Raw genomic sequence first — 23,548 nt, forward strand, 5'->3', positions numbered from 1 at the left:
TATCAAGGCTTTCCTACTCTTTTCATTAGGGATTATAAGCTTCGAGGGATCCCTAGATACCTATAAAACCTAATTCCATATTATCTTTCTGCCCACTTTACCGAAGGAATATACCTTAAAAAGTTCTCAGGCTATTTAAAATCATATATGGCTACTTACTTCACTTCATTAGAAAGCATGATTATTCTATATCTATATTATTTAATGCTGCTTTTAATTTGCTTACCTCTTCATTCGAAAGTGTTAAGCCCTTACCCATCTTGTCATGATCCGATGACCAATCACGTAAATCATATTTAGGTTCACGACCATTCCAACTAACCAAATTCAATTCTTTTTTCCATCCTTTAGAAGACTCAGACAGAACAGCTATAGTTTCTACAATTTCGAACTTAATTTCAGCCATTACATCCAACACCCTTTCTTGAGTTCACGTCCTATTTATTTTGCTTTAATAAATTTGTTGTTGTAAATTATTCATTAGACTTACTAGTAAAGATGATAGTCTTAGTATTCCCCGGTGTTACAAGAACTGGCCACCAGAACCCAGTTCCCCGCCATTTATTTTCACCTTCTTCTCCGTTTTGGCGAAGTAAGATAAGTGCAGGGATATTTGTAGCTACTTGTTTGGCAATTTTTAATTCACCTTTCTCACCCTTTGGAGTATCTGGAGCATCTTCATACTTCCCATCTTGACGTACGCGCCCTATATTACGATCTTTCCGAACGATGCACCATACTTTTCCTGCATTGTCATCTTCATTATTAACCGATAAATACTCCATACTTGAGATGAAAGACTGTTCATCCCACACTTCACCTACTGTATCATCGTGCGTTGCTTTAATTTTTTCGATAATTTCAGTTGCTACATTCAAGTCTAATAAGAACGGTTCCTCAGAATGGAGACTATACTCATCAATTATAGAATCTAACTCTTTAACTATTTTACTAATATGTGTTTTATAGCCTGTTTGAAAGCCAACTGGCAACAATCGTTTCATTGGTTTCAATGTAGTCGTCTTAGAAAGGAGTAGTTTATTTGGAGAACATGGAATAATATGATTTTTATTATCCTTTTGAATAAAAACGACACCATTATCATTTGTGCCTTTTTCAAATGCACCTCGAAGAGCAGCATCAAAATCATGCATTTTCTTCATTACTTCATAGATTTTTGATGTTGTATAAAACCGTGTAACTGCTAAATCTTCAAGTGGACGGTATCCAAACATTCGAGAATGCTGAAGTACTGTGTCTTGTTGGAATGTTTTCGGATTGCGCCCATAGTAAAACCCTATTAAATTACCAATAGTAATACCGCGATCTAATATTTGACCACCTATGAAAATATTAAGAGGTGTACGTAATTTTAATTGTCCAGTTTCATCTAATAACTGACTAACATCTTTTTCTGAATTAACCTTTGTTATCGTCAAATAATCCTTTTTTAAAGCAATATTCACTTCATGTTTTACTTGGTCAAAAGAAGGAATATCACAGTCTAGGAGTAATAATGATTTCTGCAAGCTGTTATACGACTCTTCGATTAAATCAGACACAAGAACAGGATCTTCATCAATTGCTAACCTTAATAATGCTTTTAACTCATTAACAACCGTTTCCTGCCATTCATGCGCTGCTTTTCCTTGTTCAGTGTGAACGATGAAACTGTACTTTTTTGCTCTTACTCCATTTTGTTTTTCCTGCATTCTACGAATGGTTCCACCAACAATAAAATTAATTACTGCATGACGAAGTGATACAATCTTTTTACTTGTTAACGCTTCTTCGATTTTAAATTTTCTTCTATCTGACTTCTTTAATACTAGTAGTTCGTCTTCTATAATCGGTTCATAAATATAGTAAGCTATAGAACCATCATTTTCACTTTCCTCAAAATAATACTCTCCACCAATGTATGCATCTGGTACAGGTACAAGTTCTGTAAATGCAGGCTTAACCGGCTTGAATACTTTAGATGAATCTTCTATCTTTAAATTTTCTGGTTGTAAATATAATGAATATGGAGTAGCAGTTACTTGAAGAAAGTCGCTATCATTTAATTCCTTTCTAATTTCATCTATCTGTCCGGCAATAATATTAATTTCTGTAATTTCTTTTTTGGTTTTTGAAAAGCCAATGCTAGCAAAGTCAGCTTCATCATCAATAATTAAAACTTTTTTGTCAGAAAGAGATGGGTACGTTTCAAATAATGCTTGATACAAGCGCTTTAAGTTATTTGTTTCTTTTTTCACGACCATGATAACTTTTTGGTCAAGTTCCCACTCACTCAGGTTATCTGGTAAATTCATGATATCGAAGATTTGTAGTTCATCTTCTCGATAGAAGTCTTCAAACTCTTTTTTTAGTCTTTCATATGTTTGTTGAGCTAACGCTCTTGTACCTTTAGTCAAAACAATTGTAAGGTCATATCCATTATCAAAGGAAAGTGCGGTAATTCCAATAAACGTCCTCGTTTTCCCACTTTGAATCTTCCCAAGTAACATACCGGGTCTGTTCACACTTGTGTTATTTTCAATCAATTTATGTACAGTGTTTTCTATACAGTGCTTCGTCTGGTTATCATAGTTATTCTTTTTAGCTAATTCATTATAAAAATATCCATTCGTTTTTATAATACTTGTAGCTTTCATGTGTTCTCCCCCTAAATAGAAAAGGAGAATAGTCTTTCCGCTATTCTCCTTTTAAAAATACTTCCCATTAACGACTTGACATCCTCAACATAAACTCATTAACATCATGCTCTGGTCCTTCAAACGCAACATCTGTATTAATTGCTTCAAAGTGTTTTCGAGCAAATTGAATTTTTGCTTGTTCTTCTGGTCGTAGGAATTCTTCTATATCTGTTCCTTTTGTTTCTAAAACAAAGTATAGTTTTTCAATGCCATCTTTATTAATTACAGCTGCCCAGTCAGGATTATAATTGCCAACCGGTGTTTCAATTTTAAACCAATTAGGTAGCTTAACATATACTCTGACATTTTCATCATTTTCAAATCGCTTTGCAAAACTTTCTTCTATTTCTGAATCATACAAAACATGATCGAAAGGTGACTTTTTGCTGTGAAGTGCATTGTCATTCAGATAGGCAAGTAATTCTTCATTTTGGAAAAGCTCTACAGCATAATGAGACTCATCATCCATTTTGAAATACTTAATTCCGTCTCTAAGAATTAATTTCAATTCTCGTTTAATGATTTTTTCTACTTCTTCTATAAATTTTTGTGGATTGTTCTTAAAATCTTTAAGCCGTTTACTACCCGTTAAAATTTCTATAATGGTTTTACGGGTTAAGTTCGTACGATTTTGTAATTCTGTTATGACATCCGGAAGATTATGGTGAACATCTATGTAATCTTCCAAACGTTCACTAACAGTAACACCCTGGATACCAGTTACACGGTCAAGAGTAGAGATGCCATCTTTACGAGAAAGGATTCTTATTTTTTCTATACGATTCATCTTTTGGATATTTTTTATTGTATTCCTTATCAACTCATTACTATCAAAATCGATCGTAAATACCGTTTTATACTTTATCTTATCCCAAAGCTCAATAAACTCTTGACTATCAACCACTGCTTTATTTAGTTTTACTTTTCGCTTCTTACTTCCATCCTTAATAGGAAGACTACTTGTAATATGCTTCAATTCTTTCACAATGGCCGCTTTCCAAGGATGAAATTCCTCTGGAATCTCTATTTCATAGTTTTCTAATGCCTCTTTTAATACTGATGTAGCCTTATCCTTTTTATCTATATAGTCACTTGTTTTTAAACTCTCATATAACTTTTTAGATAGATCGTATCCAAGCGCTACTTTTTCTTCTGATTCTTCATCTACATAAGCAAGCTTTGCAAAAATATGTTTTTCAATTTTGCCAAAAGTAACACCAGTTTCGTCTTCCATTTCTTTCTGTAAGTTAGCAACGAAATCCTCATACGATTCATTTGCCATCACTGTTAATGTGTTTACATTATAGTCTGCTACACGTTTACCATCTTGATTTACCGCTAAGCGAAGTCCTCGACCAATCTCTTGTCTTCGGCTCACGTACGTACCACCCGAATCTTTAAGAGTACAAATTTGGAATACGTTTGGGTTATCCCACCCTTCACGAAGGGCAGAATGTGAAAAGATAAAACGAAGCGGTTCACTTAAACTTAACAAGCGTTCTTTCTCTTTCATGATTAAACTGTATACATCTGAATCTGCTAGCGTATTTCCTTTGGTATCCTTTACTTTACCTTTCTTATCTTGGGCAAAGTATCCGTTGTGGATTTTGTCAATTTCAACATCAACGTCAATATCATTGAACAACGTGTTGTACTTCGGCTTTTTAATTAGTTTCTTATATTCTTCTTCAAACATTAATGCATACTTTCCCTTGTTTGCATTTCCTTCTCTGTCATATTCTCTATAATGTGCAACTTTATCGATAAAGAACAAACTCAGTACTTTAATACCACGGTGGTTAAACCTTAGCTCTTTATCAAGATGTTCTTGAATTGTCGTGCGGATTTGATAACGTTTAATATCATCATCATTGATATCACCAATCGTTCCACCAATGTTTAAATAATGACCATTGATTTCAATTGATTCGTTACCTTCTGACCAATCAATTTGCTCAACGATATAATTTCGATACAGCTCTCGCTCTCCAGAGATATCAAATAAATCATCCCCATACTTAACTGTCCTAGTCATGCGTTTTACTTTTCCGCTTGATTCAACATCCAGCTCTACTTTTGCTTTTCGTTCTTTTACTTCTAGTAATTTAATATAAGGGAGATTAAAGGCTTGCTCTGAACGAACAGACATCACTTCAATTTTTTTTACTAGCTTATCATTATATGCATCAACGGCATCTAATCGGTATATCATATTATATTTATCAACATGAGTCGCTGAATAACGTAACGTACATAACGGATCTAGGGACGAAATTGCTTCTTTTGATTTAGGTGTTGTATCAACACTCTGCGGCTCATCAATAATGACAAAAGGGTTTGTTTGCTGAATAAACTCAATTGGACGATAACCGTTAAGGCGATCATTGGCACGGTGAATAATATTTGCCTTATCCTCTTTTTCAGGATCAACAAAACTCTTTCGAAACGCATCGATATTAATAATCATCACTTGTATTGTCGTCGCTGTCGCAAAATTCCTAACTTGTTCAAGCTTGTCAGAGTCATAAATAAAATACTCTAACGGTTGTCTTTCATAGTGTTTTTTAAAATGTTCTTCTGTTATTTGCAATGATTTATAAACACCTTCACGAATAGCTACAGAAGGGACAACAATTACAAACTTAGAAAAACCATATTGCTTATTTAATTCATATATCGTTCGTAAATATACATACGTTTTCCCAGTGCCTGTTTCCATTTCAACTGTAAAGTTCATACCATTTAGGGACTCACTTCGAGCTAGTCCATTATTAATTTGTATCTCTTGTACATTTTTTAAGATCTCATTCGAGCTAATATCTAAACGATTTCCAATACCTAAATCGGTCTGGAACATCCCCGCATCTTCACCATAAGAAACAGTAAAGTTAGATTGTCTAACTTCTTGTCCTTTAAAAATATTTACAATAGAATCTATGGCTTGTTTTTGATAAGGTAAGTCAGATTGAAACTTTAACTTCATAACTTACACGCTCCTAACGTCTGTGATTCCACTCTTTTTCAATGTTTGAATGGCATTAGTTTTCACAGAGTCATTCAAGAAGCCTGATTCTTTAAAGATTACTTTCGGTTCAAAATCTTCTTGTTTAAGCTTTATCATTTCATTAACAATTTCTAAATCAATCTCGTCCTCTAAACATAGGAGAACAGAACCAAAGGCGACATTGTAAATAACCTTGCCACCATAAGAGATTTCTTCTATTGGTGTTGTTAAAGGAATACCAATCTTCAATAAAATCTCATACATTAAATCTTCCCTTGTACGGTCTTCTTTGATATTTTCAAGTTGATCTAAGAACCCTTGCTCCAAATCTTCTAGATTAGGATCCCAAAGCTTTACATTTGATGAATCGAGTTTGAATACTTTAAAACCGATATCTAAATCTGTTTTACCTGTTTCACTAACAATCTTTACACCAGCAAGACGAATACGTTCTAAGCCTACGTTGCTTATATTTTCAAACCCCATTTTGTAAGCTTCAGACTTCTCGCTGGTTTTTTCTGGAATTTGGACCATTATGTAATTTCTTTTTCTATTATCAATAGCATTTAACAATGTTACTGCATGAGCGGTTGTTCCTGAACCCGAGAAAAAATCTAGTATAACATCATTTTCTTGTCCGTTACTTACCATACCAATCAAATAAGTTAGTAACCTTGTTGGCTTTGGTGTATCAAAAGGTGATTTGGGAAATAATTCTTTTAATTCATTGGTCGCTTCCCTTGTAGTACCTACTTGTTCTCCAATCAATACATTTTCTGGAGTTCGTCCTTCTTGGTTTTTCAAATATATTTTTCTTATAATCTTAGTCTCGTCCTGAGAAAATATAATTTCACCAGTACTTAATTTTTCTTTGAGAGTATCTTTAGACCATCTCCAACCATTATCTGGTGGAGTAATAAGTTTGCCACTTGGCGTTTCAATATTATATTTTAACGTCTCCCTTAAACTGGGGCTTCTGACATCACCACTTCTCCAATCCCCGTTCGGATCATTATCTGGATTTGAATAAGCTCTATTATCTTCCTCTGTTCTTGCAACCCTTATTTTTTTTAGAGCCGATGATTTTCTATATACTAAAACACTATTATGGTGTCTTGAAAAATATGGTTCATCATTTTTACTCTGCTGAGTATGCTTCCATATAATATTCGTCAAAAAATTACTTTCTCCGAAAACTTCGTCACTTATTTTTCTTAAATTTGCTACCTCTGTTTCGTCTATCGAGATAAAAATGACACCGTCATCTTTTAATAAATTACGGGCTAACTTTAATCTAGGATACATCATATTTAACCAATTGGTATGGAATCTACCACTTAACTCTGAATTAGAAACTGCTGATTGATTAGTAAATTCCTTATATTTCTGAATGTTATCTTGAAAATCATCTTTATAAACAAAATCATTTCCTGTATTATAAGGTGGATCGATAAAAATCACTTTAACCTTTCCAAAATAAGACTTTTGAAGAAGTTTCAATACCTCAAGATTATCTCCTTCAATGTATAGATTTTCCGTTGTATCCCAGTTCTTACTTGATTCTTTATCAGGTCTTAATGTACCCGTAGAAGGGGTTTGAGCCATTTTTAAACTTTGTGTTTTCCCATGCCATGTAAATTCATATTTTTCTTTATGTACTTCAATTTCTTGACCTAGTATCAGTTTTAACCTCTCAAAATCAACTTTTCCTTCAGTTACAACTTCTGGGAACAGCTGTTTCAATGTTTCAATATTTGTCTTCGTTAAATCCAACGATTTACCATCTAGCTTTTCCATTCAAATCATCTCCTTACGAACCTAATTCTTTTTTCAGTTCTGCAATCTGCTTTGTTATTTTTTGAACCTTTACATTAAGCTCGACCTTTTTATTAAATTGTGATTCTTTCTTTATCGTTGCTTTAAGCTTTGTAATGTCTTCTTCTAGCTTTTTGATTTGTTGGATGCGCTGCTGTTGTTGCTTGTGTTTATGCTCATCTTTTTCCACATAATACCTGCCCGTTGTTTCAGCATTTTGTAGTGCTTCTACAGCAAGATCCATGCCCTTATAAAACTCAAAAAAGTTAAAAAAACTCAAGTTTGATATATGAATAGATTGAATAAATTTATTTTGCATGTCTGTCATACTGTTCATGTCAATCCAATTACTTCGGTGAATTTCGATTAATACACTACTTGTTTTATCGACTTTGTTTAGTCTTTTCATACACGAGGTAACTATGAGTTTGTCATGTAACGTGTAAACAATGATAACTGGATTAGGCAATGCCCCATGTATAACCTCATCTATTATTGCCACTTGTTTATCGTTTGCTTCTTCTCGTAAACGAACAGTGATAAACATTGTTCCTTCGTAATGTACATCTTCATCAATGTATGGCTGTATGTTAATCGTAGAAGGTGTAAACAAATAAGTTAGTTCAATTCGTTCTACAAATTTTGTGATAACATCTTTTTCTTTTTTATTTAAATCGGCATACTCATGAAACATCTTTTTATCTAACTTTTTATTCAGTGCTTTAAGTTTTGAGTCTAAACCAATCCTTTGATAAAAGGAAGAGGGTACCATCTTCATCATTCCTTACTTTATAATTAAATACGAGATGATTTCAAAATCATTTAAGCTTGTATTAGCACTAGTTACAAGCTCATCTAAGTTTCCTAAACTAAAAATATTTAATGTCGATTGCTCTTCCATTTTTCCAAGTATTTCATTAGTTGCTTTTTCAAGTAACTCTTTATACTGACTCATATCTTTGCCATTGTTCGTTTCGTTATAAAACTGATTGTATAACATTTCTTCAACCGAGCTTTGACCATGGCATAAAGAGCGATAAATATCTAAAATCTTTTTTACATGAACATGGTTGTATAACACTTCTCCATCTTCCTTCATAAAAACGAGATAGTATGGATGCAATGCATTTTTCTCATTTGTATCAGTAAAATTATTGATTTGTTTTAAGCAGAAAATAATACCTTGTTCAATTTCCTCTTTGATTTTTTCGTTTCTATTTGTTGTTACACTAAACAAGCCTAATGGAGCATTTTTAACGATCTCTTCATTTGTTTTCATGTAATTTAACAAATCCATCCGAAAATCATCCATTGTGAAGTCTGTTAGTGAAATGTTACCTGACATATCTTCCAAATCAATCACTTCTGATTGCAGCTTTTCTAACTGTTTACGGCGATATTCTAGATCTTTCATTTTATTACTATTTTCAGCAATGACATTTTCTTCACCTGTTGATGAAATATCTAAAATGGTCATTCGGTCTTTTACTCTACCTACTAAATTGATGTATTCATCAAGTTCCATTGATGGCCAGTAATTTACAAGTTGAATCTTTTCATTTTTACTTCCCAAACGATCTATACGTCCAAACCTTTGAATAATTCTTACAGGATTCCAATGAATATCATAATTGATTAAGTAGTCACAATCCTGCAAGTTCTGACCTTCTGAAATACAGTCCGTTGCGATTAAAATATCAATTTCTCCCTGCACATTCGGCATCACTTTTTCTCGTTCTTTCGACAGTGGTGAGAAGTTTGTTAACACACTGTTAAAATCTACTTTTTTTATTTTAAATGTTGTTTTTGGGTTATCTGATCCAGTTACTAAGGCTGTATGGATGTCAAAGTATTGCAATACCCATTTATGTAGATTTTCATATAAGTATTTTGCTGTATCTGCATAAGCCGTAAAGATAAGTATTTTTTTGTTTTGACCATTAATAGGACTTTCTATTTTCTCTTTGATTTCTTTCCTTAACGTTAATAGCTTTTCGTCTCTTTGTGGTGAAACTTTCTTGGCGTATTCTAATAAATGAGCAAGGATGTCTCTATCAAAAAGTAAGTCTTGTTTCCACCGAACTAAGTCTACATCCCTTAATAAAATCTTCACCTTAGATCCGATTAGTGCATCTTCTAACTCAGGGTCATCAATATCAATGTCTAAAATGTGTTCTGTAGTATTTGTCGTTGGGGTATAGTTTTGAATTTTATCAATGAAACCGTTAATATTCGCCACAATACTTTCGAGCGTTAATGAAAATGAATGGACAGAGCTTTCTAGTCGTTTAAGTAAACCCGACTTCATTAAGTGAATTAAATTATTTTCGCGATCTGTTTGTTTAAACACTTGGCCATTTGCCACTTTTGTATCATATTTCTCACTATACGCATCTCGCAACGTTGGCATAATATACTGCATTGGGGAATACACAGCAAGGCGTAGCCTCAATATATCGTTATTAATTTTTTCAAGTGACGGGAATTCCCCCTGTTTATCAACATCTATTTTCTTATTTGAAGGTTGTAACCTCGTTGGAAATTGACCAATATCATTCATATTGTAATACTTCTCAATATGTCTTCTTGATCTAGCAATCGTTAACGAATCGAGCAAAGTAAAGTAATCCCAACTTAACATATCTAATAAACGCTCTGTCGTTCTTTTGTCTTCTGATTGATTAGACCACTTATTAAATTGAGACTGCGCCACTCGTATCGTATGTGAGATATTTTTTATATTGGAAGATGACTGAAGTGCAGTATCTTCGCCTTCTGTAATAAAAGCAATTTGATTTTTCAAATCATCTAGCTTGTTGTTAACAGGGGTTGCGGATAGCATTAATACTTTCGTTTTGACACCGGCACGAATAATATCTGACATTAACCTAGAATATCTTGTTACTCGATCATTACGAGCCTCATTATTTCTAAAGTTATGCGACTCATCAATAACGACTAAATCATAATTACCCCAATTAACGTGTTCGAGATTAATATCACCACTATAACCAGACACCCTTGTTAAATCTGTATGATTTAATAAGTCATAAGAAAAACGGTCTTTAGCTAAAATATTTCTATTATCATTCAGTCTATAAATAGACCAGTTTTCCCTAAGTTTTTTGGGTGCTAATACAAGTACTCTGTGATTTCGTAATTCATAGTATTTAATTACCGCTAACGCTTCAAACGTTTTACCAAGCCCTACACTATCTGCGATGATACAGCCACCTTGGTTTTCAATTTTATTTATGGCACCTACTACTCCATCTCTTTGAAAATCATAAAGTTTATTCCAAATGATAGTATTTTCAAACCCTGTTTTAGACTGTAATTCATTAAAATCTTTGGCACCTTCTAAGAATTCTTTAAACAGGTTATATAAAGTCACGAAATAAATAAATTCTGGGGCATTTTCCTTATGTAATGATTCTATTCGCTCAATTATAGAGGCTTTAACGTCATGCAAGGCATCTTTATTTTCCCAAATTGTTTCAAACTTGTTTAATAACTGCTCGTTTGATTCTGGATCATCGACAATATGATTAATGTACATACTAGGTGAGTTGCTGTAACCTAGACCTGCACTTGAGAGCGGCGCACCACCAACCAAGCCAACCTGGCTTCCATTCTTGTTCAAAAGGTGATAGAGACCACCTTGAATTTTCTGTTTAGTTACAGATCTGAAATTTGCTTTGGACTTTAACCAACCAGCAACCTCTCTCGCAATATAGCCTTGTGTTAAGTCCATTTTGTACATATGTTCTTCCTCAACACCGTACAACAAACTTTCATTCTTTTCGATTCTCTCTTTATTAAAATCTTTATCTTCTATAAAAGCTGGTTCTGTAAAAATGAACCTAAGTTCCTCAATTTTAGAAAGTTCTTTTTTTAATTCGACAAACGCGTAAAGTGTAAAATGGGCAGCTGCAACAGAAATTTTACTTCCTTTTTGAATATGTTCTTTTAATACATCGCCTACTAACCCCGTTTGCTTATTATCTATAATTCCTTTATGCATAATTTAGCTCCCCTTCTTCTGTTCAGCTCTGGATACTATAAATTTAGTTCATTTTTAACGGTAGTTATCTAGTAATTTATTAACTAAATTATACCAGTTATTTTACAAATACTAAATGCCCTATATCAATTGTCCTTTATATGTAAAAAACATATTAAATATGAGACTAACCCTAAAAACCGAATTTTTTTCGTTTGGCCCTTCGAACGAAAAAAATTTGAGGGTATCATGTTTCAGAATAAGTTTGTCGAACATGAAGAGTATCATATATCGTGATTTATTCAGATAAATATCAACCTAACAAAACTGGAGGCACATTAAAATGACAATTAAAAGAGTACAGAAAATGAATGAAACGAGTTATAGAGTAATATTCGATCAAGGAATTAACGAAAATGGGATACGGACTCGAAAGATAGTGGGAGGGTTTAAATCACGAGAAGAAGCACAAGACTTTCTAAATTCAACAATTCGGATTGAAAATTTAATAATTAAAAAATTAGCTAAAAAATTACATGAACCTAAAACAAGCAAACCATATAAAGTGCAGACATGGAATGACCTGGAAATTCAGCGATTTCTCAAATTAGCTAAAGGTACTGATAATGGTTTATTGTATGAAGTAACATTAGCTACAGGGTTACGTTTAAGAGAAGTTACTAGCTTAACATGGTCTGATGTTAATTTTCATGAAAAAACATTAACCGTTGACAAAACTTCCACTGGACTGGAAAGAAATTTATTTTTAATCCCAAGTTATCACCAAAGGACCATTTCATTGCCTGAACAAATTATTCTGAAATTAGTAGCCCATAAAAAACAACAAGAACAATTAAATATTGATCTAGGCAAGGAATTTCAAAATAAATTTAATCTTGTTTTCACTAATAAAAGTGGAGGGATTATTACTCCAGGCAAAGTGCAGGGACAGTTTAAAAGCTTAGTTAATAAATCAGGCGTAAGAGAAATACCCTTTCATGGCTTACGTCTAACTCACGCCCACTTTTTAATTCAAAATGGTGAGAGCATTGATGTTATAACAGAGAGATTAGGTCATCACAACATAAAAACAACACTAAACACTTACTCTCATTTTTTAAATACCAATAATAAAGATTAAAAGGGAAAGGCAGCTCAGAGTCAGTTAATGAATATGAGCTGCTTTTTTATTATGTTAATACTTGTAATTACTGCTAATGCGATATGCTTCTCTCTAAATACTTCAACCTCTTCTACGGCTTATAAGTGTTTCATACCGTCACCCCTAAAACATTTCCACTTACATCACAAAAATAATCTAGCAAATACACTATTTCAATTTTAATAAATAAAAACAAAAAAAATTTTTTTCAAATACTTAAAACGGCCAAAATCCAAAGTTATAATGTTTCAGAATTTAACCGGTAAATTCAAAACAAGAGAATAAAAAAAGTAAAAATTAAGGAGGATATTTCTAATGAAAAACACACAAAAATTAAAGACTTGGGATTCATTACCCGACACTTTAACTGCACTTCACATTGCAGAATTCCTTGATATTTCTAGAAGAAGAGTTTATGAGCTATTTCAACTTCACTCTCAGCAAGGTGGTATTCCAAATTTTGAAATTGGGATTTCCAAAAGAGTAGATAAGGAAGATTTCAAGCAGTGGATTAAGCAACAGAAAGAGAAAAAGTGTAGCAAAACATCATTAAATTAGTGGGGAGAGGGAGATTTTATTAACGTTCAATTCTCTTCTCCTTGTTAATAATAATCTTTACAAAATAAAATACAAAAAGATAGCGAGGTTATTAAATTGCAAGGTCATTTTTTTAAAAGAGGTTGCAAGTGTAATTTAGGAAATTGCACTTGTAACAAGAAGTGGACTTACGTCATTGATGTCGGTATTAATCCTAAAAATGGTAGAAGAAAACAAAAAACTAAGGGGGGGTTTAATACAGAACAAGAGGCTCGTTTGGCTGCGGAAACCTATTTAGAAAGAGTAAAAAACGGAGATACCATTGATAAAGATATGAATTTTAAAGATTTTACTCAGGAATGGCTAACTTACTATATTGATAGAAATGCACCTAAGCCCGGTACTATAGATAATAGGGAATATAGTATTACTAAATTAATGCCTTACTTTGGCTATCTAAAAGTAAAAGATATTACAGAAAAAAAATATCAAGATGCATTGGATGACCTAAAGATTAAAGGCTTAGCTAAAAGTACGTTAGAAGGCATTCATACTACAGGAGGAATGATATTTAAATATGCTAAAAATAAAAAATTATTAGATGATAATCCAGCAGTAAATGCCTTTATCAGAAAGGATAAACAAACAATCATTGATGAAGAAGAAGAACTGCCAAAGTTCTTTGAAAAAGAAGACCTTTTAAAATTTTTAGATACCGCTAAAGAAAATGGATTATATATGGATAATGTCATATTTACTACACTTGCCCGAACTGGTATGCGTGTCGGAGAACTGGTATCACTTCAATGGAAAGATATTGACTTTAAGGCTAAAACAATTCGAATCACCAAGACTTACTATAACAAGAAAAATAATACTGTTAACTATCAACTTGTTCCACCAAAAACTTTAAGATCACGTCGCACAATAGCTATAGATTCAACAGTAATAAAAGTGTTAAAAAAACAAAAAACAGAGCAGGAGTTATTAATTCATCGTTTCGGAGAGAAGTACTCAGACTACGGGTATGTTTTTGCTAATTTCCAACGATATCCGGGATTTCCTGTCTTAATTAAAATAGTTGAATACAGAATGAATAGGTTATTAAAATTATTAAAACTAAATACAAAACTTACTCCACATTCACTTCGTCATACACATACATCCCTTCTTGCTCAAGCTGGGGCAACTCTTGAAGAGATTATGGATCGTTTAGGACATTATGACGAAAAGGTAACTAGAAAAGTATATCTTCATTTCACGTCGGAAGTGAAAAGGGCAGCTTCAGATAAATTTAGTAATTTATTAGAAGTTTGAGCTATTTTACTTTTTCGAAAGCAAATTTTATTGTTTGCTTTCATTTACATAGTAGTTATTGTGCATTATATTTTTTTGCTAACAGCTATTTTATTCTTTCATTGGTGTTACTAAAATACGCTTGATCCTCTTAATGTTCTTCAATTTTAGCGGAGGGGTTATCCAATTACAAAGTGGGAATAATGATGGCTGTAACAAATTCACTAAGAAAGTGAGGTTTTTCAATGCAATGAAAGGACATTGTTATCGTAGAAACTGTACTTGCAAGAAGAAGAAAAAGTGTACTTGCGGTGCTAAATGGGCATTTGTAGTTGATGTAGGAATAGACCCAGTTACCGGTAAAAGAAAGCAAAAATCAAAAAGTGGATTTAGTACCAAGCAAGAAGCAGAAACGGCTGCCACGACACTTATTCATGAATTATACGAAGGAACATATGTAGAAGAAACAGATAAAACCTTTGGAAACTTTGCAAGTGAGTGGCTACCAGTCTACAGTGAAATGAAAAATGTAAAACCCGGCACGATTCGAGTTCGACTCCATGAAATTGGGAGGTTGTTACCTTATTTTGCTCAATTAAAGTTAAAAGACATCACCAGAAAGATGTATCAAGATGCTCTCAATGATCTAAAAGATCAAGGGTTATCTGATAGTACAAGGGAGGGGATTAACCGAACAGGAAGAATGATCTTTAGAAAAGCTTTAGAACTGGAGCTTATTAAGAAGGATCCGACTGAGTTTGCTTACGTTAAAAAAGACAAGAAAACGATTGAACAACTTGAAGAAGAGGAAGTTCCAAATTACCTTGAAAAAGAAGAACTTGCCTTGTTTTTAGAAACGGCTAAACAACATGGGCTTGAACATGATTATTTGGCGTTTCTAATACTGGCCTATACAGGAATAAGAGTCGGAGAGTTAGTTGCTCTCAAATGGAAGGATGTGGACTTGTTAAACCAAACGATAAGCATAACCAAAACGTACTATAATCCAAATAATAATACCGTGGAGTATCAATTGCTCCCACCGAAAACCCGCAAGTCTCGGCGGAAAATTGTCGTAGATGAAGACGTTCTTCAAGCTTTAAAAGACCATAAAGAGGTTCAGAATAAAGTAATCAAGCGACTAGGTAACGACTACTACAATAAGGACTTTATCTTTGCCAAGATGGAGCGACAGTTCGGTTATCCTATTGTGATAAAAAACGTTCGAGACCGTATGAAAAGGCTGCTTTCTATTGCCGGCTTAAATGAAGAGTTAACACCGCACTCTTTGCGACACACTCATACGTCACTTCTTGCCGAAGCCCGTGTCTCACTCGAACAAATCATGGATCGTCTTGGTCATACCGACGATCAAATTACAAAAAATGTGTACCTCCACGTAACCCAAGAAATGAAAAAAGAAGCCTCTCAAAAGTTCAGTGAACTCATGAGAAGCCTCCGTTAATTAACCTCAATGTTAGCAAAATGTTAGCATTTCACTCTCACCTTACCAACAAACCCAGTCATACCAAGGGTTCAAGGGGCAGATTACATCATGCCGCCCATACCGCCCATGCCAGCCATGTCTGGCATTCCGCCGCCGCCATTTTCGTCTGGTTGGTCAGCGATTACAGCTTCTGTTGTTAAGAACATTGCAGAAACTGATGCAGCGTTTTGAAGCGCAGAACGTGTAACTTTAGCAGGGTCAACGATACCAGCTTCAACCATGTTTACCCACTCGCCAGTTGCAGCGTTAAATCCAACGCCAACGCCTTCACCTTTTAGACGCTCAACAACAACTGATCCTTCAAGTCCTGCATTGTGTGCGATTTGGCGAACTGGCTCTTCAAGAGCACGTAGAACAATGTTTACACCTGTTTGCTCATCGCCATCAGCTTGAATAGTAGCTACTGCTTTGTAAACGTTCATTAATGCAGTACCACCACCAGCTACGATACCTTCTTCAACTGCTGCACGAGTTGAGTTAAGAGCATCTTCAATGCGAAGTTTACGCTCTTTCATTTCTGTTTCAGTAGCAGCACCAACTTTAAGAACCGCTACACCACCAGCTAATTTAGCTAGGCGCTCTTGTAATTTTTCTTTATCGAAATCAGAAGTTGTTTCTTCTACTTGTGCTTTAATTTGGTTTACACGAGCAGCGATTTTATCTGACTCGCCAGCACCTTCAACGATTGTAGTTGTTTCTTTCGTTACAACTACCTTCGCAGCGCGACCAAGTTGAGTAATGTCAGCAGATTTAAGATCTAATCCTAAATCTTCTGTAATTACTTCTCCACCAGTTAAGATTGCAATATCCTCTAACATTGCTTTACGACGGTCACCAAAGCCAGGAGCTTTAACTGCTACCGCGTTAAATGTACCACGAAGTTTGTTAACAACTAATGTTGCTAAAGCTTCACCTTCAACATCTTCAGCAATAATTAAGATCGGACGACCTTGTTGAACAACTTGCTCAAGTACAGGCAGTACTTCTTGGATGCTTGCAATTTTCTTATCTGTGATAAGAACGTAAGGGTTATCTAATACAGCTTCCATTTTATCAGAGTCTGTTACCATGTAAGGAGAAGCATATCCTCGGTCGAATTGCATACCTTCTACCACTTCAAGCTCAGTTGTAAATCCTTTAGACTCTTCAATTGTGATAACACCATCGTTACCAACGCGCTCCATAGCTTCAGCAATAATCTTACCTACTTCATCATCAGCAGAAGAGATTGCAGCTACTTGAGCGATAGACTCTTTACCTTCGATCGGCTTAGAGATGTTTTGTAATTCTTCAATAGCCACTCGAGTTGCTTTTTCGATACCTTTACGGATAACCATCGGGTTAGCACCAGATGTTACGTTCTTTAAACCTTCGCGGATCATAGCTTGAGCAAGAACCGTTGCAGTTGTCGTACCGTCACCAGCAATATCATTTGTTTTGCTAGCTACTTCAGCAACTAATTTCGCACCCATATTTTCAAATGGATCTTCAAGTTCGATTTCCTTAGCAATTGTTACACCGTCATTTGTAATTAACGGAGAACCGAATTTCTTTTCTAGAACCACGTTACGTCCTTTTGGTCCAAGAGTTACTTTTACAGCATTCGCTAATGCATCTACACCGCGTAACATTGAGCGACGAGCGTCTTCACTGAATTTAATATCTTTTGCCATCGTTTCAACCTCCTAAAATTTTGTTCAATATGTTATCGTTTCGTCATTTATTAACCGATTACAGCTAAAATGTCGCTTTCACGTAAAACTAAGTATTCGCTACCTTCGTACTTTACTTCAGTACCTGCATATTTAGAGAAAATTACTGTGTCGCCTTCCTTCACTTCCAGAGCAACACGCTCACCATTTTCAAGTACGCGACCAGTACCAACTGCTACGATTTTTCCTTCTTGTGGTTTTTCCTTCGCAGAATCTGGAAGAACGATACCACTTGCAGTTTTTTCTTCAGTCTCAACTAACTCAATTACAACACGATCACCTAATGGTTTTAACAAGGAAAACAACCTCCTTAAAATATTGTTTTTTCTCCCCGAGATTATGTAAAAGTTTAGGGTGAGGAGATTTGTTAGCACTCGATGTGGTTGAGTGCTAATTTCAATTATTATAATAATCACTCACATTTTTTTTTGCAAGTATTTTATAAGAATTTTTTTCTAAAATTAATAATACAACTTGTATTAATGACCAAAAGCCTTCAATAGAATAACCATTTGCGCTATTTTATAAACTATTTGTAAAGAAATTATTAGTGTGTGTTCAAAAAGGAGGACAAAAAGATCCAAGAAGTTTGAGGCGGTGCAGTTGCGAGTACCGCAGCGTATGCTATTAATACGTGAGGAACGCAGCAGCAAACCAACGAGCTTCCACAGGATGTGGTGACTTCGACGTTCCCTCAGGACGTGGGGCTCTTAGTCGAAGGTCTTCTACTGCCAGATATTTTTCCCGGACTTTTTGACATCCTCTATTATTTGTATTAGTGAGCTAGACTTTCTTCGGGATGGAGGAGGGTCATTCCTTCTAGTTTTTTAAATAAATATGATAGAATGTAAAATACATGTCCGAATTAAAAACATTACATTTAATACAAAGGGGATTTCTATTGTGTCTAAACGCTATTGGTGGGTATTAATAACATATATCGCCATGCACCTCTCAGCTTTTATCGGTGTTCCTTTACTCAAGCTTTACGATGTACCTTTAGAAAGAATACCTGGCATTTGGAGTACGATTAGCTTTTCTGCAGCATTATTGATCATTATCCTCTTGCTTTTGCCTGATATTCGAAACCGTCATGAAGTACGTGGTCGTTCATCTAAAGCAGATGCTGCGATGTGGTCGATCCTTGGTGTGATCCTTGCATTTGTCGCACAGTACATTTCCATTTACATTTCGGTCTTTATTTTAGGTGTAGAACCTGGTTCTGAAAACACGGAACGAATATCAGAATATGCTCGAATTTTTCCTTTATTCATCATCGTTATGGCTGTCATTGGTCCTATTCTTGAGGAAATTATTTTTAGAAAAGTGATTTTTGGTTCACTCTATAAGAAATACAACTTTATTATTGCTGCGTTAATTAGTTCATTAATATTTGCAGTTGTGCACGCAGATTTAGATTACTTATTAGTTTACACTGCTCTTGCTTTTGTTTTCTCTTATCTATATGTAAAAACAAAGCGAATTCTCGTACCGATTATTGCACACGTTGCGATGAATACATTGGCTGTCTTAGTTCACGTTGTATATGGAGAACGCCTTGATGAATTACGACAACAACTAGATCAAATACAATCATTTATTGGAGGATTTTTAGTATGAGGACGTCTCCTACGTTTATGGCGGTCGTATACGCCTTAATCGGTGTCATGTTCACCTATTTAGCTATTCAAAATGTCCAAGTTGCAGGATGGAACTTTTGGACTTACTTATTTATCGGTTTAGCTGCCGTTGACTTTATGATGGCTTATCGTTTTTTTCAAATGCGAAAGTACATTCGAAAATCAAAATAAAAGAGAACACAGCACTTAATCAAACGTTTAATTAAGTACTATGTTCGTTTATTAATCAAGAGGCTGGTTCATAAAACATGCCCTACTCCGGGGGAATGTTATGAACTAGCCTCTTTTTGTGATCTATTCTTTCCTCCAGCAAAAAACTCATGACGTTCACATTTATATCTAATTGTAGAGATTGTAAAAGTACTGTAAGAAAATTGTAAATCCAAAGGAAAGAGAGGATATTGGTCGGAATATAATAGAGCATTGACTAATTAACATAGGAGCTATTTATGAAAAGAGAACATTTATTTTCTTATGGGAAAATTGCAGTAATTGGCAGTGGCTTTCTTGCCTTAACGCTCGTTTGGACGATCTATAACACATTTATGCCACTCATTCTTGGAGATTATATTGAAAGCAGTGCGATACGTGGAGCCATTATGGGAATTGATAACTTGCTCGCCGTTTTATTAATTCCTGTCATTGGGGCGTGGTCGGACCGTGTTAAGTCTCCGCTTGGACAACGGCTCCCATTTATCGCTGTCGGGATGCCGTTGGCTGCGATTACATTTGCCCTGCTGCCGTTTGTTTCAGGCATTGGTCTTTTCATCCTTTTAGCTATTGATATTGTTTTTCTATTAGCAATGACCGTCTACCGTGCACCGGTTATTTCGCTTATGCCTGACCACACACCATCATCGAACCGTTCTACTGCAAATGGGGTTATTAATTTTATGGGCGGTGTCGGTGCGATTATCGCCTTATTTGTACTTTCTCCTCTATTTGACTTAGACCGAATCTTTCCCTTTGTCATTGGTGGTTGCATTTTATTCGTTGCTTTTATCTTATTGTATTTAGTGATTGACCGTAACCCGCCGTTCACAGATAATACAGCAGCAGACCAAGAGGAAACGCAAGCATTGAAAACATTAAAGGATGGAATTAAAAATTTATTTATCAAAGAAAACCGTGGCAAGCTGTTTATTTTTTATGCGATTTTCTTATATTTTATAGGGTACACAGGCGTTGAAGCACTTTTTTCAATCTGGGCCACTGAGCAATTAGGGCTGACAGGGGGCGAAGCTGGCGTAACACTTGGATTTTTTAGCTTATCATTTGTTTTATTTGCTATTCCCGCCGGTTTACTTGGAACACGTTTTGGTAAAAAGCCCTTAATGTTAATTGGTCTTATCTTTTTACCGCTCATGTTTGCTGTTATTCCCTTTTTAGAGGGCTTACTATTTATTCGAGTCGTTCTGTTCCTAGCAGGGATCGCTTGGGCATGTATTAATGTTCAAGCGTATGCTTTAGTTAGTGACTTAGGTGGAACATCGAAAATTGGGCTGTACACTGGTTTATATTATTTATTTTCAATGTCATCAGCAATTATTGCTCCATTTCTGCTAGGCACCATGATGGATCTCTTCGGAAGAGACAGCTTATTTTTTACAGCAGCCATCACTATGATCATTGCGTTTTTATTTTTAAGAGCGGGTAAAGTTCAGAGTACACATGTCGTTAACGACTCTACAAAGAGCATGTAAGCACTGTCTATCCATTGACTAACTAATACTATAAAAAGCACTCCCTATAACAAGGAGTGCTTTATCGTAGAATAAATTAGGATACACTTTTTTCTTGGACAGGTGCTTCTTTTGACGTTTTTCCAAGTAGATAACCAACTGGTACCGTAATGGCGGTAAGAACAGCTAGAATGATAAAGCCTTCATTAATGGCTTGTAAGTTCGCCATTTCAACCGAACCTTCTACCCCATAAAGTTGTGCTTTTCTTACTTCATAATAAATAGAAATAAAAACAATTCCTAATGCGGAACTCATTTGCCTTAATACATTATTCATCGCTGAACCTCGGGAAACGATTTGTTCAGGAATCGCGTTCATACCTGCTGTCGTTGCAGGCATACTGCATAACCCAAATCCAATCCCTCTGATCGCCATAATGATAATAATGAAAGCAAGTGACGTTTCCATCGTCATAACACCTAATAAAAATGTACTTATGGTGGATATAATTAACCCTGCCGTTACAACGCCTGTTGCCCCTCTTTTATCGAGAAGCCGCCCGCCGACGGTCATGAAGATCCCAGTTAATAACGCAGCAGGCAAAAATACAAGACCAGTCGTAATTGCGTTGTAGCCATACACATTTTGTAAGAGAAGCGGCAGAAGGAAGATTCCTCCAAACAAACCTATAGACGTAATTCCAGAAATCCATACGCTTAACGAGTACGTCGTAATTTTAAATATAGACAAATCTAATAGTGGAAACTTTTGTCTTTTCTCAATCATTACAAATAAAACTAAGCTAATTAATCCAACGATAATTAAGACGATATTTGAAGCGTATGTTAAATGCTCTAGACTTGATGTTCGCCCTAAGGCAAGGAGGATCAATCCGACCCCAAGTGTTACTGTAATAAAACCCCAGCGATCAAACGTAATCGACTTATTCAATTCCGTTTCTTTTAAATACTTTGATGCAAACCAAATCCCTAATAATCCTACTGGTACATTACATAAAAATAAGTAATGCCAGCTCCCTGTCTCGATAATAATTCCGCCGATTGTCGGCCCAATTGTCGGCGCCATCATCGCAGCTACCCCGTAAACTCCCGTTGCAAGACCTCTTTCCTTACGCGGAAAATTAGCAAAAATCAGTGCCATCGACAATGGCATCATGATGCCCCCGCCAATTCCTTGAAGTCCTCTAAAAAAGATGAGTGACGATAAATTCCATGAAAAAGAACCTAGGATAGAACCTATTACAAAGATACTTAAACCGATGATATATAACCGTTTTTTCCCCCACTTATCACCTAAAAAACCAGTAACCGGCATGATCATACCCATAGTTACCATAAAGATGGTAATAACCCAACCTGTCGAAACCGCATCTGTGTTAAATACGTTCATAAGCTGCGGCACTGCTGGATTGAGCATACTATTATTTAAAATTAACGTGAAGGTCCCGATCAAAACAGCTATGACGACCATCCATTTATCCGATATATTTCCCATACAACCCACCATTTCGTCTGTCGAAATAAATTACTATAACTATACCACGGATAAAGTTGTTTCGGGTACTATTTTGTTTTCCAGTTGTTAGGGGCTTAGGAGACGAGCTTTCTCGGGTAAGAGGATATTACAGGGGTTAAGTGTTCGTGAAAAAGTACCTGTTAATGCCTTTGAAGAAAGACGAAATGGTTCTCATGGCCTGAACCTAATCTTTCATTAGTGCAGTTTAGAGGATATAGAAAAATTAAATCAATAAAAAAAGAAGCTGCCTTTTTGTTGTTGTAAGTCTAATGACTCGCACACATTTTTCTAAAAAGCAGCTTCCAAGACGTTTATTTTTGAGGGGTAAAGCGATAGTCAAGATTGAATATAGATTGATTGTAACCGTTAAGCAACTTTGACGATTTTCTTTTCCTGATCTAACATTGAATTTCCTGACTTCTTCATAAACAGGTGGCGTAAATACGGTAACACCCAACGGTCTCCACCGTAACGACCTGCATTGGCACCTGCCGCTAAGATAAACATTGAGATTAGTAACATCCAAGGATTAGTTGAAATAGTTCCGGCAAACATAAAGGCAAAGTTCATCATAACTCCAAAGAATGCAGCTGCACTAGTTAAAACTCCTAGGATAAGTCCTAAACCAACGAGAAATTCTCCCCATGCCACCATAAAACTAAATAGTTCCGCATTCGGTATAGCAAATCTTTCTAGAAATACTACGTAATTTGGATAAATCATTGCCTCTCCTTGTAATACAGGATTTGCTACAGAACCTTGCAAATAACCTCCAGCATTAAAATCTCCAGTAATCTTTGACCAGCCTGCTGTTAACCAAGCCCATCCTAGATAAACGCGTAAGAACAAAAGGATCCCCGCTGAAATTGAATGATTTCTAAGAAACTGACCAAACATATTTATTCCTCCTCTAGGCTGTTGATTTACATTTCACCTGGTCGCGACAAGTTTGAA

17 protein-coding genes are annotated in these 23,548 nt (G+C 35.2%); 7 read left to right on the forward strand and 10 right to left on the reverse strand.

The genetic code is table 11. The features are described 5' to 3' along the window. Nucleotides 1-181: 181 nt before the first annotated feature. From AC2VNP_RS06080 to AC2VNP_RS06105, 6 genes are all read right to left on the reverse strand, one after another. Nucleotides 182-406, reverse strand: coding sequence for a YdbC family protein (locus AC2VNP_RS06080; protein ID WP_486916488.1), 225 nt, complete (start codon nucleotides 404-406; stop codon nucleotides 182-184). Nucleotides 407-473: 67 nt separating this feature from the next. Next, complete coding sequence (locus tag AC2VNP_RS06085) at nucleotides 474-2,657, reverse strand: Z1 domain-containing protein (protein WP_486916489.1); 2,184 nt, start codon at nucleotides 2,655-2,657, stop codon at nucleotides 474-476. 67 nt (nucleotides 2,658-2,724) lie between these two features. After that, on the reverse strand, nucleotides 2,725-5,682 hold the full coding sequence (locus tag AC2VNP_RS06090) for a type III restriction-modification system endonuclease (protein WP_486916490.1): 2,958 nt from the start codon (nucleotides 5,680-5,682) through the stop codon (nucleotides 2,725-2,727). 3 nt (nucleotides 5,683-5,685) lie between these two features. Beyond that, the gene (locus AC2VNP_RS06095) at nucleotides 5,686-7,500 is read right to left on the reverse strand and encodes a site-specific DNA-methyltransferase (protein ID WP_486916491.1); all 1,815 of its coding nucleotides are present in this window, start codon (nucleotides 7,498-7,500) and stop codon (nucleotides 5,686-5,688) included. 13 nt (nucleotides 7,501-7,513) lie between these two features. After that, nucleotides 7,514-8,299, reverse strand: a complete 786-nt coding sequence (locus AC2VNP_RS06100) for a DUF4391 domain-containing protein (protein WP_486916492.1) — start codon at nucleotides 8,297-8,299, stop codon at nucleotides 7,514-7,516. A 3-nt stretch (nucleotides 8,300-8,302) separates the two neighbouring features. Further along, nucleotides 8,303-11,542: a helicase-related protein gene (locus AC2VNP_RS06105; RefSeq protein WP_486916493.1), complete on the reverse strand. Its 3,240-nt coding sequence runs from the start codon at nucleotides 11,540-11,542 to the stop codon at nucleotides 8,303-8,305. Between the two features lie 322 nt (nucleotides 11,543-11,864). Between AC2VNP_RS06105 and AC2VNP_RS06110 the strand changes: the two genes are divergently transcribed. The 4 genes from AC2VNP_RS06110 (at nucleotide 11,865) to AC2VNP_RS06125 (ending at nucleotide 15,981) form a co-directional block, all read left to right on the forward strand. Beyond that, nucleotides 11,865-12,662 (forward strand): tyrosine-type recombinase/integrase, encoded by a 798-nt coding sequence (locus tag AC2VNP_RS06110; protein ID WP_486916494.1) that lies wholly within the window; start codon nucleotides 11,865-11,867, stop codon nucleotides 12,660-12,662. A 336-nt stretch (nucleotides 12,663-12,998) separates the two neighbouring features. Continuing rightward, complete coding sequence (locus tag AC2VNP_RS06115; protein ID WP_486916495.1) at nucleotides 12,999-13,241, forward strand: helix-turn-helix domain-containing protein; 243 nt, start codon at nucleotides 12,999-13,001, stop codon at nucleotides 13,239-13,241. Between the two features lie 96 nt (nucleotides 13,242-13,337). Next, complete coding sequence (locus tag AC2VNP_RS06120) at nucleotides 13,338-14,537, forward strand: site-specific integrase (RefSeq protein ID WP_486916496.1); 1,200 nt, start codon at nucleotides 13,338-13,340, stop codon at nucleotides 14,535-14,537. A 229-nt stretch (nucleotides 14,538-14,766) separates the two neighbouring features. Next, nucleotides 14,767-15,981, forward strand: a complete 1,215-nt coding sequence (locus AC2VNP_RS06125) for a site-specific integrase (RefSeq protein WP_486916497.1) — start codon at nucleotides 14,767-14,769, stop codon at nucleotides 15,979-15,981. Between the two features lie 83 nt (nucleotides 15,982-16,064). Here the strand turns inward: AC2VNP_RS06125 and groL are convergent, their stop codons facing one another. Beyond that, a complete protein-coding gene (groL, locus tag AC2VNP_RS06130; protein WP_418201696.1) occupies nucleotides 16,065-17,696 on the reverse strand; it encodes a chaperonin GroEL in 1,632 nt (543 codons plus the stop codon). A gap of 50 nt (nucleotides 17,697-17,746) precedes the next feature. Next, nucleotides 17,747-18,031, reverse strand: a complete 285-nt coding sequence (gene groES / locus AC2VNP_RS06135) for a co-chaperone GroES (protein WP_275120793.1) — start codon at nucleotides 18,029-18,031, stop codon at nucleotides 17,747-17,749. A 607-nt stretch (nucleotides 18,032-18,638) separates the two neighbouring features. Here groES and AC2VNP_RS06140 point away from each other — a divergent pair. From AC2VNP_RS06140 to AC2VNP_RS06150, 3 genes are all read left to right on the forward strand, one after another. Then, the gene (locus AC2VNP_RS06140; protein ID WP_486916498.1) at nucleotides 18,639-19,355 is read left to right on the forward strand and encodes a CPBP family intramembrane glutamic endopeptidase; all 717 of its coding nucleotides are present in this window, start codon (nucleotides 18,639-18,641) and stop codon (nucleotides 19,353-19,355) included. After that, on the forward strand, nucleotides 19,352-19,546 hold the full coding sequence (locus tag AC2VNP_RS06145; protein WP_275120791.1) for a YdiK family protein: 195 nt from the start codon (nucleotides 19,352-19,354) through the stop codon (nucleotides 19,544-19,546). Before AC2VNP_RS06140 ends, AC2VNP_RS06145 begins: the two co-directional genes overlap by 4 nt. A gap of 278 nt (nucleotides 19,547-19,824) precedes the next feature. Continuing rightward, complete coding sequence (locus AC2VNP_RS06150) at nucleotides 19,825-21,078, forward strand: MFS transporter (protein ID WP_486916499.1); 1,254 nt, start codon at nucleotides 19,825-19,827, stop codon at nucleotides 21,076-21,078. A gap of 76 nt (nucleotides 21,079-21,154) precedes the next feature. On the opposite strand, the gene AC2VNP_RS06155 is transcribed toward AC2VNP_RS06150, so the two are convergent. Together AC2VNP_RS06155 and AC2VNP_RS06160 are read right to left on the reverse strand one after the other, a co-directional pair. Further along, nucleotides 21,155-22,573, reverse strand: a complete 1,419-nt coding sequence (locus AC2VNP_RS06155) for a DHA2 family efflux MFS transporter permease subunit (protein WP_486916500.1) — start codon at nucleotides 22,571-22,573, stop codon at nucleotides 21,155-21,157. A 387-nt stretch (nucleotides 22,574-22,960) separates the two neighbouring features. Then, nucleotides 22,961-23,491 (reverse strand): DoxX family protein, encoded by a 531-nt coding sequence (locus AC2VNP_RS06160; protein ID WP_486916501.1) that lies wholly within the window; start codon nucleotides 23,489-23,491, stop codon nucleotides 22,961-22,963. Nucleotides 23,492-23,548 lie beyond the last annotated feature (57 nt).

It is taken from the genome of Alkalihalobacterium sp. TH-98, from assembly GCF_057473385.1.